The sequence below is a fragment of the Natronosalvus sp. KLKA75 genome, assembly GCF_059736265.1.
Genome location: NZ_CM185522.1, coordinates 920,303 through 934,279, shown reverse-complemented (window position 1 = coordinate 934,279; position 13,977 = coordinate 920,303). Strand labels below are relative to the sequence as shown.

Here is a 13,977-nt window from a genome sequence, read left to right as displayed (position 1 = left end):
TAGCTGTCGAAATCGCTGTCTGGCTCGGTTCACCTCGAACTCAGCTCCCCTCGAGCTACCGCGACCGTCGAGCGCCGTCCCTCGAGTACTTTTGAGGGTCGACCCCCAACCCCGAGTGATGACCGAACGCTGGCAAGCGCTATTCGACCGGGGGGAGTCGTTCGCGGTCGACCTCGAGACGATTCGAAACGAGTTCGCGAGACGGCGCGAGTTGGCTGCCGATGATCCCGGGCCGGGCTCGGGATCGAAACCTGAATCGGGCTCGGCCTCGAAATCGGAATCGGCCCTGGAACCAACATCGGAATCGAACCCGGAGGACAACGATGCCTGACCGACCCAATCCGGCACGCATCGTCGCCGACGCGGACGTACTCGCGGCGGACCTCCTCGTCGGCGGGGTGGCCAGGGACGCCCTCGACCACGTGCGTCGCCACTCCTGGATGGACCTGGTCGCGAGCGACGAACTCCTCGAGGCGACCAAATCGCTCGTCGCCGGCCTGGCCGACGCCGACCTCGCGCGGGCTCACCACGACCGACTCGAGCGCGAGTGCGTTCGCGTCGAGCACCCACCCGAGGACCATCCGGCGCTCGCCTCGGCCTACCGGGGGAACGCGGCGCACCTCCTCTCGTTCGACGAACGCCTGGGGTCGGCAAAAGCGGGAATGACCTTACAGCCGCGGGTCGCCGTGAGCGTGCGGACGCCGGACGCGTTCGCAACGGTGTTCGACGCCGAGAGTCTCTACGAGGCCATCGAGGGCGACACCTATCCGGGACCGGACCAGGATCCTCGAGCGTGAGGAAACGCGGCGTTCGCCGCCGAGCAGTCGTTCACCGGCACCGGCCCCAGGGTACGCTCGCTGCCGACTCACCGGTCGACGAGCGATTCCTGCCCGTGGTCGTCACACCAGGCGAACGCGAACAACCGCTTCGCGGGGACGGTCTCGAGGCGACGCCCGTCCTCGCTCTCGCCGGTGACGGGGTCCCAGGTCGTGCCGTCGCCGACGAGCAGCGGGCTGCCGGTCGCGTCTACGTCCATATCCACGTCCACATCCGTCGCTCGCGCGAACTCGAGGACGAAATCGGGCGCCTCGAACGCGTGGATGCCGGCCTCGCCGGCGCCGACGACGACCTCGCTCTCGCCGACCGACGCCGTCAGGACGCCGCCCGCCTCACGAACCCACGGGACGGGGATTCCGAGCGCGTCGCCGGCGCGCTCGATGCCGAGGACGACCGCTTTGGGCTCGAGGTCAGTTCGGTTCCAGGTCCGGCCGCCGTCACTGTCACCGTCACCGTCGCCGCGAAGACCAGCGAGACCGACCTCGTCGCTCGCGAAGTACCCCGCGTACGGCCGTTCGTCGTAGTCGACCGGCGCCGGGTCGTCGTTCTCGCTCGCGGCCTCGCTCTCGGCGTCGGGGACGGGCTGGAGGACTCGACCGTCGGGGTAACGCTCGAAGAAACGGTCGACCGTCGTCAGCGAGGACCCCCGCGGCGACAGTCGCGCCCCCTCGAGGGGGCCGTCGATGCAGACGCCCGCGGATTGTTTCCACTCCGAGTCCGTTTCTCGATCGTAGAGGACGAGGTCGTCGTCGGCGAGCTTTCCGCTCACGCCGAACGTGAGCCAACGACCGTCGACGACGGCGTCGTAGACGACGGCACTGGCACAGAGCGGGCACCAGGTGACGGCCATCGGGGTGCCCGACACCTCGTCGTTGACCACCTCGTGGTAGTCGAGGATCCGGAGCGGGTACGCCCGCGCGGAGCCGTCCTCGGTTTCGAGGACGACGGCATCGTCGGAGGCCGGTCCCCGGTGGTCCGGGCCGAACCGGGGATTGTCGATGCTGGGGATCGCGTCTCGGGGAATAACCTGTCTGACGTTCATACGAGGCCCTCGTCCGGATACGAGAAAAATCCAGGGTCAGCCCAGGAGGTGAATCTTCTTTCCGATGGGCAACCAAGGCCAGGTATGTACGACTCGATCCTCGTCGCCACCGACGGCAGCGACACGGCCGAGCGAGCGGTCGACCACGCCGTCTTCCTCGCCAAGACGCTCGCCGTCCCGCTGTTCGCCATCTCGGTGCTCGAGGACCGAACGGCCTACGATTCGGGCATCGTCGACCCCGAGGAGGTTCGCGAGCGACAGCAATCTCGAGCCGACGACGCCCTCGAGCGAGTCGAGGCGGTGGCGGGCGAGTCCGATGTCCCCGTCACGACCGCCCGGAAACGAGGGACGCCCCACGAGGAGGTTCTCGACTACGCGGACGAGCAGGGCTGTTCGGTGATCGTCGTGGGCGCACAGGGCCGCTCGGCGTTTCGCGACGCCTTGCTCGGAAGTACGGTCGACGCGCTGGTTCGCCTGTCCTCGAGGCCGGTGCTGGTCGTCGGCGACGGCGAGGCAGACCGAGTGACCCCGTAGAAGTGATTAGAAGGCGCCCGTGAGCGCCGATCGCCCGACGACGCTGACGAGCGTAATGAGGACCGTCCAGAGGGCGATGCTGCCGGTCATCCACGCGAGCGTGTCCCGGCCGCGGGCGCCCAGCGAGAGCGCGAGGACGGCCGCGAGGTGGACCCCGGTCGTGACGGGCGAGAGTAGCGCCAGCCCCGGTAGCCCGTAGCGATTCCAGATGCGGATCGCCCGTTTCCGTCGCGCGGAGGGTTCGCCCGAGCGGCGGCTCTCGAGCCACGACGCGACCCGGTCGGCCGCGAGGACGATGCCGTAGATCGGGAGGACGTTGCCGGTGAACGCCGTCACGGCGACCACGACCGGATCGAGTCCGAGAGCGACGCCGAGCGGGATCACGACCAGGATCTCGAGCAGGGGAGTCGCCGCGAGCGCGAAGACGAGCGCGTACTGCCAGGGGCCGCTGGCGGCGTCGAGGAGGTTGCGAGCCCACTCCTCGACGCTGGCGAGTTGGGCCTGCGCTACCCCTGAGAGCAGGCCCGTGCCCGGGTCCGGAACCGGAATGGCATCCGAAATCGATCTATCGGCAAGGCTACCGAGGGCCCCCTCGAGCGAAACCAAAGCGTCGAAAACGATCGGGTCCACGAAATTCTCAGGCCTCGATCAGAGCACGGACCAGGCCTTGCGGGCCCGGTTCCATGAGGTCAGGTCGGCGATCCAGCGGGCGGCGATGAGCTTCTTGAGGTTCTTCGCGGGGAAGCCACCGAAGGTGTCGACAGGGAGCATCTTGACGCCGTGAGCGACGGCCTCGTCGCCGACGGAGACGACCGTCCCTTTGTCGTCGTACTCCCAGGTCTTGAGCGGGCGATTGTCGATTGCGCGGGCGATGTTCTCGCCGACGACCTCCGCGGCCTGCCAGGCGGCCTGTGCGGTCGGCGGGGCGGGCTGACTGCCCTGGTCGACGATCGCCGAGTCGCCGATGGCGAACACGCGCTCGTCGGAGGTCCGGAAGTTCGCCTTCGCCTCGACGCGATTGTGCTGGTTCTCGAGGTCGGTCCCGTCGAGGGCCTCCCGCCCCGTGATGCCGCCGGTCCAGACGAACACGTCGTACTCGAGGGGGTCGCCCTCGTCGAAGTGAATGACGCCGTCTTCGGCCTCGGTGATCGGGTCGTCGGTGTGAATCTTGACGCCGGCTTCCTCGAGCAGGTTGCGCAGAGCCTGCTGGATCTCGGGGTCGTTCCCGGGGAAGATTTCGTCGAGCGCCTCGACCAAGTGAATCTCGAGGGGCGCGCGGTTCTCGTCGCGGAACGCCGCGACCTCGCCGGCGGTCTGGATGCCCGAGAGGCCAGCGCCGCCGATGACGATCTGGGCCGGTTCGCCGCGGGTCGCGTTGCGACTCGCCTCGGTGAGCTGCTCGTTGATCTCGAGGGCGTCGTCGAGGCTCTTGAGCGTCAGCGAGTGCTCCGCGAGGCCGGGGATGCCGTAGTAGGCGGTACTGCTCCCAAGCGCGACCAGCACGTAGTCGTACTCGACGTCCTCGCCGTCTGCGAGTTCGACGACGCGTTCTTCGGTGTCGAGGCCGGTGACGGTGTCGGTGATGAACCGGGTCCGCGGGTCGGCGATGTCGGCAACCGGGATGGTGATGTCGGCGCGAACCGAGGGATCTCGAACCACGCGATGGGACTCGTGCAACACGAGGTGGTAGTCGGTGTCGGAGATCCAGGTCAGTCGAGCGGTCTCGTCGAGTTCCGATTGGAGCGACTTGATCGCGCCGGCGCCGGCGTAGCCGGAGCCGAGCACGACGACGTTCTCGGTCATATACGCCAACCTCCGTATCACACCGATACAAAGGTGTTGAAACCCGGATAGGCGTGCGCACCGTTCCCACGTAGCAGAACTCTCCAGAAGCAATCAATTATTCGATGTATCTACAGGATCCGCTTCCCGAAGACACTCGCCGCCAGTTCGGCGGCCAGTTCGGCCGTCTCGTTTTGCTCGTCGAGGATCGGGTTCACCTCGACGACGTCCATCGACCGGAGGATTCCCTCGTCCTGGTCGCGTTCGTAGACGGTTTCGAGCGCCGAGTGGGCCTCCCGGTAGGTGACGCCGCCGCGGACGGGGGTCCCGACGCCGGGGGCCATTCGGGGATCGAGCCAGTCCAGGTCGAGACTGACGTGGACGCCGTCGGTCCCCGCCGTCGCCACGTCCAGGGCATCCTCGACGACCGCCGTGATGCCCCGCTCGTCGATGTCGGACATGGTGAACGCGGTCATCTCACTCTCGCGAACGAGTTCGCGCTCGCGCTCGTCGATGCTCCGGAGGCCGACGTAGGCGATCGACTCCTCGCGGACCCGCGGGGCGTGAGCCCACTCGAGGCCGTCGAACATGCCGTGACCGAGCGTCGCGGCCAGGGGCATCCCGTGGACGTTCCCGCTCGGGGACGTCGCGGGCGTGTTGAGGTCGGCGTGGGCGTCGAACCAGACGACGCCGAGGTCGGCGTCCCTGGAGGAACCGCTCATCGACCCGATGGCGATGGAGTGGTCGCCGCCGAGGACGAGCGGGAACGCACCGGTCTCCAGGGTCGCGGCGACGGAACTGGCGACGCGCGTGGTCACGTCCTCGACCTCGCGGAGGAATTTGGCGGTGCCCTCGACCGGCTGGTTCGCGTCGGGGTCGCGCTCCTCGGCACGGGGCATCGGGAGGTCACCCTGGTCGAGAACCTCGACGCCGGCGCCGGCGAGTTCGTCGGCGAGTCCCGCGTACCTGATCGCGGAGGTTCCCATGTCGACGCCGCGTCGGTCGGCCCCGTAGTCCATCGGTGCACCGATTACGTGGACAGCTCGATCCATACCCGCAGTTCTCCACCCGACGTTTAGAGTGACCCGATTTCGGATTCGAGTACCCGGTTTCACGAAACCGCTGAATACGTGGCGTTCGCGGTCGGATTCGATTGTCGGAACCTTTAGGAATAGACGCGCCTAAATTCGGACGATGATGCTGAGTGACGTCATGGAAGACTACCTCAAGGCGATCTACCAGCTCCAGGAGGGACGCGACGAGCGGGTCAAGACCTCCGCCATCGCCGAGGCGCTCAAGGTCACCTCGCCGACCGTCACCAGCATGCTCTCGAAACTCGAGGAGCGCGGTCTCGTCGACCGCGAGAAGTACCGTGGGGTGGTCCTCACCCCGGAGGGCGAGACCGTCGCCCTCGAGGTGATCCGTCACCACCGTCTGCTCGAGGCTTACCTGACCGAGCACCTCGACTACGACTGGTCGGAGGTCCACGCGGAGGCCGACCGCCTCGAGCACCACATCAGCGAAGACTTCGAGGCCAGGGTCGCCGCCGCACTCGACGACCCCGACGTCGACCCCCACGGCGCCCCCATCCCGAGCGCCGACCTCGAGGCGCCAGAGACGCCGACCGGCGATGCCATCTCAGCGTTCGAAGCGGGCGACCGCGTCGTCGTCCGCGAGGTCGCCGATCACGACCCCGAGATTCTCTCGTACCTGGCCGACCACGGCGTCGAGCCCGGCGTCGAACTCGAGATCGTCGAGGTCGCCCCCTTCGGGATGGTGACCGCGCGGCCGCTCGAGTCAGCGGATACCGAAACCCAGGTCTCGCTCCCACAAGAGGTGGCCCGTCACGTTCGCGTCGCGACGCCGGTGGACGCCCGGTCGTAATCCGTCGACGAACCGACGAACAGGAAGCGGAATTGATTACTACGGTTGTGAAGAATATGAGATAGCGATCGAAACCGTACCTGACCATCGGCTTTAAGCAAATCAATTACCAAGGATTCACCATGTCATCAATCGAGCTTACCCCGAGCCAAAAGAAAATTTTGCGCGCGCTCACCAATCTTCACTCCGAGGACGAAGATGCGATCAAAGGTGAGGACATCGCCGAGCAAGTCGACCGCAACCCGGGAACCATCCGCAACCAGATGCAGAGCCTGAAGGCCCTTCAGCTGGTCGAGGGCGTACCCGGCCCCAAAGGCGGTTACAAGCCGACCGCGGCCGCCTTCGAGGCTCTCGAGATCCAGCAGATGGACGAGCCAGCGGCCGTCCCACTCACCCACGAGGGTACCCCGGTCGAGGGCATGATCGTCGAGGAAATCGACCTCTCGAGCGTCCACCACCCGGAACTCTGCCGGGCCGAGATCCACGTCCAGGGCTCGACCGGCGACATCCACGAGGGCGACAGCGTCACCGTCGGGCCGACGCCGCTATCGAAACTGGTCATCGAGGGAGTACTCGATGGGAAAGACGACACGAACAACATCCTGATTCTGCGGATCGAGGATATGGTCGCGCCGGCAGAAGAGTCGGCCCACTGACGGTCGACGCCTCGTCTATCGACTCGTACTGGGACTCTCGAGCCACGTTCGTACTCTCGCATCACGTTCGGACACTCGTCAGCACCTCGAGAGACAGCACTACCGCTTGTGTCGAGCGTAATCGCCAGCTCGGGGGGTCGAACTGGACGCGGGCCGAAGTTCTCGCGAACCGCCTACGCGTCGACGGCACCCGTTCGCAGGTGGTGGAAGAGGTACGTCTGGGCGTACCCGGCGTACTGACCGCCGAGTCGCTCGCGGATCGCTCGAGACGTCTCGCCGTACGATCCCTGGTCGCAATCGGGGTAGTACTCCGCGATTGCGCTCCTGATCCACGTGTCGAGGGGCACGGCCTCGTCGAACCCCAGCGAGAAGAGCAGGACGCAGTCGGCCACCTTGTCGCCGACACCGACGAACCGCGTGAGGTGCTCGCGGGCGGCCTCGTACTCGAGGTCGCGGGCGTCCTCGGGGCGGGCCTCGCCGTTCGCGACCATCTCGGCCGTGCGCTGGACGTAGGGGGCGCGATACCCCAGGCGCAGGTCCCGGAGGTCGGCTTCGGTGGCGGTCGCGAGCTGTTCGGGCGTCGGGAAGGCGTAGACGGTCTCGCCACCGAGCGCGTAGGCGTCGCCGTACTCCCTCGCGAGCGTCGAGGCCATGCCGTGGATCCGCCCGACGCGCATCTGCGCCGAGCAGATGAACGAGATCAACGTCCCGAAGGGTGGGTCGTCGACCAGTCGCATCCCGTCGTGGGCCGCGTATGCCGCTCGAATCAGCGGATCGTCGGGCGCGTCCGCGGCGATCGCCTCGAGGTCGTCCTCGAGGCGCAACAGCTCGCGGACGAGCGGGTCGGCATCGGTCGTCGATTGCCACTCGAGGTCGCCGCCGGGGCCGTCGGGCTGGCGCACCCGGATCGGAACGTCGTCGACGACGGTTTGGTACCACGCCTTGGGCGCTCGACGGTCCGTGTACATCTCGCCGTCGCTTCGCGTCCAGAGGTAGCTCTGGCCGCTCTCGAGGGTGAGGTACAGGTCGAAGCCGCCCGAGAGGGCTTCGACGGCAATTGTGTCGCTGACAGTGGCTGTCGCCATCGCTCTGGTCGTGGCCTTCGTGGGTGCGGGTATGGGCCTTCTGATTTTGGCCTGGTTCGAAAATCCGGTACGAGAGTACGAGCGAGAGCGAGACAACGCCTGTGGCCCACTACGGGCGAACCTTCATACCGAATGCGATACAATAGCTCACTATGCACTGCAGGGTTGTCGTCGAAGCTGCCGTGCCGGTGTTCGACGTCGAGACGGAAGACGAGGCAATCCGTATCGCCATCTCGAAAACTGGCGAGATGCTGAACCCTGACCTGAACTACGTCGAGATCAACATGGGCGAGCGCACCTCCCCCGGCGGCGAGGAACTGCCGCCCGCGTTCATCGCCGCCGACGAGGCCCTCGTCGCCCTCGAGCTCGAGATGACCGTTTTCAACGTCGAACGCGAGGAACACGCCTCCCGCATCGCCCGCAAAGAGATCGGCCAGCGACTCGAGAACATCCCGCTGGAGGTGCTTTCGGTCGAGGTGCTCGAGGACGATGAGGATGAGGACGAGGACGACGACGACGACAGCGACACGGACAACGATAGCGACAACGAAACGTCAACCGACGAGTCGGCTCGAGACGACGAAGACGAGGCTCGCAGCGGAGACGAGGCTGACGATCAGAGCTCCGAGTCGGACGACGACGTCCTCCCCGAATTCGAAGATTTACTCGAGTGACGATTTCGAATCAGAAGCGGTAGTCGACCAATCGTCGCGCAAGTACGGAGCCAGCGTTTACCTCAAATAAAAGCACCACAGTCTATCGCACGAGAGCAGTCGACGAACGGATCCGGGACCCAAGAACGGATTCGTGAAGTGGAACACGAAGCGAGACGAAGTGCGTAGATTTGAAGTCGAAGTCGAAATCAAACGTCAGAGAGAGCCAGCCTTTCCAGTTGGCAGTGTCGTGGACTAGGGTATCGCAGGAAACTCAGTCGGCCGTGGCTGCGACGGCTTCCGCCTCCCCCTCTCGCATCGGTTGCGTAATTCCCCCAGCCAGCGCAAAAACAGCAGCTTTGTGATCGGTTTTCGATTTGTGGATCGATGTCGGTCGAATCCCAAGAGACTCGTACTCGTCGAGCGAAACCGAACAGTCCTCCCAGTTAGCACAGTGGTTCGATACTTCGGCAAGAAGGCCGTGAAGGTGAATGAGCTCTTGTTTCTTCATAACCATGCAATCATACCCACTGCAGGGTTATATTATTATCTTGAGTCTCGTTAACACGCTCCAGGTGACGATTGAACGAAATTTCGCCGTTCGAGACCATCTCGAGGGGAAATCGCTTCTCAAAAACCCCTCGGAAGGATCGGCTTAACGAGGATTTGAACGACGTAATCTGTGATTTCTGACGGAATCCAACGAGGTTTCCCGGGGACAGGGATCGACTTCGGTTGCGCGGCCGAAACTGGTCGACGGTCGGGGCGTAGAAATCGACACGAACAACTGAACGTGTCGCTCGCTGGCATTGAGTTGTAGCGAGCAAACCGATCGGTGACTGGAGCCGAAAATCGCCTCTCGAATGCGTTCCGATCGATCGACCATCAGGATCGAACTCGAACTCGAGCATCGAGCCCTCGTTCACCCCTTCGAGACGCGGCGCTCTGCACAGGTGCGCTCAATAAAGGATCCACGACCGGGCCGCCGCCGTTACCCGAGTTGTTTCAACGTTCGCAGATCGCGGTCCGTCCGGGTAAATTCGGCCATTCGCCGGGAGGCGTGGCAATTAGGACAATGAAACATCGAGGTGGAGTCGGGCAATTCCGTCGGCGTAAGTTGCCATTCTTTGACACATTCAGGGCAGACGAGTTGGACGGTCGTTTCGACCATGCTATGGCAATACACACCCACCGTCAAAAACGTTACCGCGCAAGTCAACTACCTCACCCTACACGCCTTCGACGTGTCGAGGGTGGGGCTTGTCCGTGAACTCGGCCTCGAACCCATCAGGGTAGGCGGTAAATCCGCGCTTCGGCGTCACCGTTCCAGACTTTAGGGCGAGTTGACTGTCGCCCGTCCGCCGAGACGACTGTTGGCCTCGACGGACGTACCGTAATCCAATGTTCTTCGCCGCGTTGTAGTCCGCGTTCGCTTCCGACCCGCACTTCACGCACCGGAAGTTGTTGCGCGACGGGCGATTCTCGTCTGCCGTGAATCCACACTCGGCACACCGCTTCGACGTGTACGCCGACCTGACTTGCTTCACCGAGATGCCGACCGATTCGGCTTTGTACTCGACGTATTCGTAGAGCGTTCGGAACGCCCACTTGTGACCCCACGATGCCCCGGTTCGGTCGCGGATATGGGTCAGGTTCTCGAACACGATTACGTCACAGTCGTAGCGGAGGGCTTCGTCCACGATCGCGTTGGATGCCCGGTGGAGTACGTCGCGGACGTATCGAAGCTCTCGACTGCTCGACTGTTCGAGCGTTCGGTGGGCGCTTCGGGTGCCGGTCTGTTGGAGTCCGGCACGTACCTTCTCGAATTCGCGGAGGTCGTGGGTCAACTTCCGCCCGCTGAAGAAGGAGGCGGTGCTGGTGACGGCGAGGTTTTCGATACCGAGGTCAACCCCGAGAACCGTTCCGTCCTCGGCGGTGTTCCGCTCAGTATCGTTCTTGGGTCGGCGGAAGCCGATATGCAAGAAAAACTTGCCGTCTCGGGCGGTGAGCGTACTCTCCGTGACGCACCATTCGTCCGAGTCGAGATACTGCCGCTGGTAGCCATCGTCAGCGTCGGGGAGGGCAAGCGGACACCGAACCCGACTCTCCGTCGTGGAGAGGGAGACGGTATCGTCATCAAACACCGTCATCGTCCGCGTATCGTACGTTACGGTCGGCGCGGTGAACGTCGGCTTGCTGACCTTCTTGCCTTTCGACCGGCGTTCGATACAGCCGGTGATGGCTTGTGCGGCTTGGTGGGTGGCGAGAATCGCGTGCTGACTCCCGAGGTCGGTATCTTTGCGCACAGAATCGTAGGCGAGGGGTTGCACGTCGCTCTTGGTGTTGCAATGTCCCCACGCGAGGTCCGTGGCGATTTGGCACCCCCGTTTCCACTCGGAGATGGTGTCTTCGAGCAAGTTGCGTTGCTCACTGTCTACCGAGAGGCGGGTGATTGCCGTCCGACGCACGTAGTCGTCTGCCACATATTCAATGTATTCCCGTGGCTATTTATAGGTCTCTGAAATGCCCAGCGATACGAACGCGCCCTTCCCCTCCCTACCGCTCGTTTCACTCGTGCTCGAGGAAGGGGACTCCGCGTTACCATTTAGTTGAAACGACGAGTCGATCGACACCGAGACTGCAGATACGGTCGTCGACCGACTCTATACCGTCATCGTGTCGCTGGCCTCGAGCAACTCCTTGTACCGGTTTCGAATGGTGACTTCGGAGATGCTCGCGACCTCGCTGACATCGTTCTGGGTGACCTTCTCGTTGGTCAGCAAGGCGGCGGCGTACACCGACGCGGCCGCGAGGCCGACCGGCGACTTGCCGCTGTGGACGCCCTCCTTGCGAGCCGACTCGAGCAGGTCGCGTGCCCGACGCTCGGTCTCGTCCGAGAGGTCCAGGTCGCTGATGAACCGCGGGACGTAGCTCTCGGGGTCGGCCGGCTTGATCTCGAGGTTGAGCTGGCGGACGATGTAGCGGTAGGTCCGGGTCAGCTCCATCCGGTCAACGCGGCTGACGGCGGCGATCTCGTCGAGGCTGCGCGGCGTCCCGGCCTGTCGTGCGGCGGCGTACAGCGCCGAGGTGGCGACGCCCTCGATCGAGCGTCCCGGGAGCAGGTCCTCGTCGAGCGCTCGCCGGTAGATCACGCTGGCGGTCTCCCGGACGTTCTCCGGGAGGCCGAGCGCGCTAGCCATGCGGTCGATCTCGCCGAGAGCCTGCTTGAGATTCCGCTCCTTGCTGTCGCGGGTGCGGAAGCGCTCGTTCCAGGTGCGCAGGCGCTGCATCTTCTGGCGCTGTCGGCTCGAGAGCGAGCGCCCGTAGGCGTCCTTGTCCTGCCAGCCGATGTTGGTCGACAGGCCCTGGTCGTGCATCATCTTCGTCGTCGGCGCGCCGACGCGGGACTTCTTGTCCTTCTCGGCGGAGTCGAACGCGCGCCACTCGGGCCCGCGGTCGATCTCGTCTTCCTCGACGACCAGGCCACACTCCGAACACACCGTCTCGGCGTGTTCGCTGTCCGAGACCAGTCGGCCACCGCACTCGGGGCACTGCTCGTCCTCGCTGGCTCGCGGCTCCTGTTCCCGCTGTGTCTCGCCACTGTAGGTTCGAATTGTCGTATCTGTCATGGTGTATCGACTCAGTTACTCAGAGCTCCCGGGTGGGGGGTACCAGAAGAAAACCCGGACGCTCCAGCTAACATACGGTAAGGGCGAAAGGCATATAAAGCTTTTGCCTTCTTTATAAAGAGTCATGCGAGCAGTTATGTACGTTTCGGTTAGTACATGATCGTTCGTTGCGTATCGGGCGTTCGGACGGGAGACCGCCGGTACCGTCAGACGGTAAAGAGATGTCCCTCGGTCGGCACGTCGAACAGGCCGATCCGAGCCCCGGCATCGAGCCAGGCGTGTCCGTAGGAGAAGGCCGCAAGCGCGTTCACCAGGTCGTCTTCCTCCCGGAAGTGACGGCCGTCCTCGAGATAGGATCGAGCCATCTCGAAACACTCCGCGGCAGCCTCGGCCATCGGGGTTCCCTCCGGCGGCGCGACGGTCGCCGCCTCGAGCGCCTCCGCCAGGAGGGTGCCGTAGCGATCGGTCTTCTCCTCGAGATCAGCAGGCATACGCAGTGGTCGACGGGAACGGTCGTAAACGCATCGTCATCGCCACCGTCATCGAGTGCGGACGGTCCGTTCACAGCGACTGTCAGGTCGGTGAATCGCCTCGGGACTTGACCCCGAGGCTTCCCGTTTCTATGACGTGACTTGCAGACACACGTTGAAAGTCAGGCGTGTCCGTAGCGGTCACAGTCTCCACGGGCGTGTCTTCGGGCCATCCCAGCCCTAGTTCAGAAAAGCCTCTCTGCAAAACGTTCATTGCCGCGTTCGCGTCCCTGTCTGTCTCGAATTCGCACGACGGGCAAGAGTGTTCACGCACCCAGATGGGTTTTGCTGTCTCCACACCACACGATGCACACTCTTTGGTCGTGCCTCGGGCCTCTACTTGAGCGACGTGACAACCGTACAAGTCTGCCTTGTATTCGAGGAGCGTGATGAACTGTCGCCACGCCGCATCCTGCTTGGTCCGGGCGTTCCCGTCGTTCTGAAGCATCCCAGCTACATTGAGGTCTTCCACAAACACGGCATCGTATTCGCGGACTAGCCACGTTGTGAGTTTGTGCTGGTAGTCCAGTACCTTCCGCTTGATGTGGCGCTTGACCTTTGCAACTTTTCTCCGTTGTTTCTCGTAGTTGTTCGATCCGTTCTCCTTCCGCGAGAGTTTGCGTTGCTCGCAGTGAAGACACTCGTACTCGTTTTCGAGGTCCAGCCAATCCACAGTCTTGCCGTCAGACGTGTGGATGTAGTTGAGGATGCCGAGGTCAATACCGACGCTGTTGCTCGCATCCAAGGAGTCCAGCGCAGGTTTTTCGGGAACGTGTTCGTCATCGGTTTCGAGTCCGAAGGAGATGAACCACTCGCCTGTCGTCTCTTTCTTGAACGTGACTTCTTTGACCGTGGCGCGGTCGGGAATCGGGCGGTGGTATCGGATTTTGACCCAACCAATTTTGCTGAAGCGGACGTAAGCATACCTGTCTTGGCCCCTCTTTTCATCAAGGTCGAAACCAGACTGGTTGTACGTGACGCTCCGGTAGTCGGTGGGTGCTTGCCGTTTGAGCCGACCGACTTTGTATCCTTTCTCTTTCTTCTTGTAAAGGTTCGAGAGGTTGCGGTGGAAACGAGCGACTGTGGCTTGTGCGGCCTTCGAGTGTAGTTCACTAAACACCAACCACTTGCGTTTCCACTCAGGAAGCTTATTGTTTTGGTCGTACTCACTCGGCTTGTCGCTTCCAGGACTGTGTTCGTAGTCCCAGCGGACATGGTTGTAGAGCTGGCGATGAATGGTGAGATGGCGTTCCAGTCGCTCCGCTACCTCTTGTGTCGGGTAGGCGTGGTAGCGGTGACTGTATTCCATCGCTATCTCTTGATTAGTTATATGTTTCCTTAATGG

General features: G+C 63.5%; 17 protein-coding genes. 6 read left to right on the top strand and 11 right to left on the bottom strand.

The annotated features are described in order from the left end of the window. Positions 1-118 precede the first annotated feature (118 nt). Together AC6I65_RS04495 and AC6I65_RS04490 are read left to right on the top strand one after the other, a co-directional pair. Complete coding sequence (locus tag AC6I65_RS04495; RefSeq protein ID WP_497902864.1) at positions 119-331, top strand: hypothetical protein; 213 nt, start codon at positions 119-121, stop codon at positions 329-331. Next, on the top strand, positions 324-797 hold the full coding sequence (locus AC6I65_RS04490; RefSeq protein WP_497902863.1) for a DUF7384 family protein: 474 nt from the start codon (positions 324-326) through the stop codon (positions 795-797). Before AC6I65_RS04495 ends, AC6I65_RS04490 begins: the two co-directional genes overlap by 8 nt. A gap of 68 nt (positions 798-865) precedes the next feature. Here the strand turns inward: AC6I65_RS04490 and AC6I65_RS04485 are convergent, their stop codons facing one another. Then, positions 866-1,879 (bottom strand): DUF3179 domain-containing (seleno)protein, encoded by a 1,014-nt coding sequence (locus AC6I65_RS04485; protein WP_497902862.1) that lies wholly within the window; start codon positions 1,877-1,879, stop codon positions 866-868. 84 nt (positions 1,880-1,963) lie between these two features. Here AC6I65_RS04485 and AC6I65_RS04480 point away from each other — a divergent pair, with 84 nt between their 5' ends. Then, positions 1,964-2,413, top strand: coding sequence for a universal stress protein (locus tag AC6I65_RS04480; protein ID WP_497902861.1), 450 nt, complete (start codon positions 1,964-1,966; stop codon positions 2,411-2,413). A gap of 6 nt (positions 2,414-2,419) precedes the next feature. On the opposite strand, the gene AC6I65_RS04475 is transcribed toward AC6I65_RS04480, so the two are convergent. The 3 genes from AC6I65_RS04475 to rocF form a co-directional block, all read right to left on the bottom strand. Then, positions 2,420-3,043, bottom strand: a complete 624-nt coding sequence (locus AC6I65_RS04475) for a small multi-drug export protein (protein WP_497902860.1) — start codon at positions 3,041-3,043, stop codon at positions 2,420-2,422. A gap of 18 nt (positions 3,044-3,061) precedes the next feature. Continuing rightward, positions 3,062-4,216 carry an NAD(P)/FAD-dependent oxidoreductase gene (locus AC6I65_RS04470; protein ID WP_497902859.1) on the bottom strand — a complete coding sequence of 385 codons (1,155 nt, stop codon included), beginning with the start codon at positions 4,214-4,216 and terminating at the stop codon, positions 3,062-3,064. Positions 4,217-4,326: 110 nt separating this feature from the next. Continuing rightward, positions 4,327-5,247 carry an arginase gene (rocF, locus tag AC6I65_RS04465; RefSeq protein ID WP_497902858.1) on the bottom strand — a complete coding sequence of 307 codons (921 nt, stop codon included), beginning with the start codon at positions 5,245-5,247 and terminating at the stop codon, positions 4,327-4,329. 142 nt (positions 5,248-5,389) lie between these two features. Here rocF and AC6I65_RS04460 point away from each other — a divergent pair, with 142 nt between their 5' ends. Together AC6I65_RS04460 and AC6I65_RS04455 are read left to right on the top strand one after the other, a co-directional pair. Then, positions 5,390-6,079: a metal-dependent transcriptional regulator gene (locus AC6I65_RS04460; RefSeq protein ID WP_497902857.1), complete on the top strand. Its 690-nt coding sequence runs from the start codon at positions 5,390-5,392 to the stop codon at positions 6,077-6,079. Between the two features lie 122 nt (positions 6,080-6,201). Further along, positions 6,202-6,735 carry an Rrf2 family transcriptional regulator gene (locus AC6I65_RS04455; RefSeq protein WP_497902856.1) on the top strand — a complete coding sequence of 178 codons (534 nt, stop codon included), beginning with the start codon at positions 6,202-6,204 and terminating at the stop codon, positions 6,733-6,735. Positions 6,736-6,908: 173 nt separating this feature from the next. Here AC6I65_RS04455 and AC6I65_RS04450 read toward each other — a convergent pair whose 3' ends face one another. Next, a complete protein-coding gene (locus AC6I65_RS04450; protein WP_497902855.1) occupies positions 6,909-7,820 on the bottom strand; it encodes a DNA-3-methyladenine glycosylase family protein in 912 nt (303 codons plus the stop codon). Positions 7,821-7,972: 152 nt separating this feature from the next. Here AC6I65_RS04450 and AC6I65_RS04445 point away from each other — a divergent pair, with 152 nt between their 5' ends. Next, positions 7,973-8,494, top strand: a complete 522-nt coding sequence (locus tag AC6I65_RS04445) for a DUF555 domain-containing protein (RefSeq protein ID WP_497902854.1) — start codon at positions 7,973-7,975, stop codon at positions 8,492-8,494. Between the two features lie 253 nt (positions 8,495-8,747). Here the strand turns inward: AC6I65_RS04445 and AC6I65_RS04440 are convergent, their stop codons facing one another. From AC6I65_RS04440 to AC6I65_RS04415, 6 genes are all read right to left on the bottom strand, one after another. Beyond that, positions 8,748-8,984 carry a UPF0058 family protein gene (locus AC6I65_RS04440; RefSeq protein ID WP_253438168.1) on the bottom strand — a complete coding sequence of 79 codons (237 nt, stop codon included), beginning with the start codon at positions 8,982-8,984 and terminating at the stop codon, positions 8,748-8,750. A 480-nt stretch (positions 8,985-9,464) separates the two neighbouring features. Beyond that, entirely contained in the window at positions 9,465-9,644 is a 180-nt protein-coding gene (locus tag AC6I65_RS04435; RefSeq protein ID WP_253433364.1) for a DUF7836 family putative zinc-binding protein, read from the bottom strand. A 58-nt stretch (positions 9,645-9,702) separates the two neighbouring features. Further along, positions 9,703-10,956, bottom strand: a complete 1,254-nt coding sequence (locus AC6I65_RS04430) for an RNA-guided endonuclease InsQ/TnpB family protein (protein WP_497902853.1) — start codon at positions 10,954-10,956, stop codon at positions 9,703-9,705. A 180-nt stretch (positions 10,957-11,136) separates the two neighbouring features. Next, positions 11,137-12,102 carry a transcription initiation factor IIB gene (locus tag AC6I65_RS04425; RefSeq protein WP_254159799.1) on the bottom strand — a complete coding sequence of 322 codons (966 nt, stop codon included), beginning with the start codon at positions 12,100-12,102 and terminating at the stop codon, positions 11,137-11,139. A gap of 206 nt (positions 12,103-12,308) precedes the next feature. Next, positions 12,309-12,593: a DUF357 domain-containing protein gene (locus tag AC6I65_RS04420; protein ID WP_497902852.1), complete on the bottom strand. Its 285-nt coding sequence runs from the start codon at positions 12,591-12,593 to the stop codon at positions 12,309-12,311. A gap of 82 nt (positions 12,594-12,675) precedes the next feature. Then, the gene (locus AC6I65_RS04415; RefSeq protein WP_497902851.1) at positions 12,676-13,941 is read right to left on the bottom strand and encodes an RNA-guided endonuclease InsQ/TnpB family protein; all 1,266 of its coding nucleotides are present in this window, start codon (positions 13,939-13,941) and stop codon (positions 12,676-12,678) included. Between the last annotated feature and the right edge of the window lie 36 nt (positions 13,942-13,977).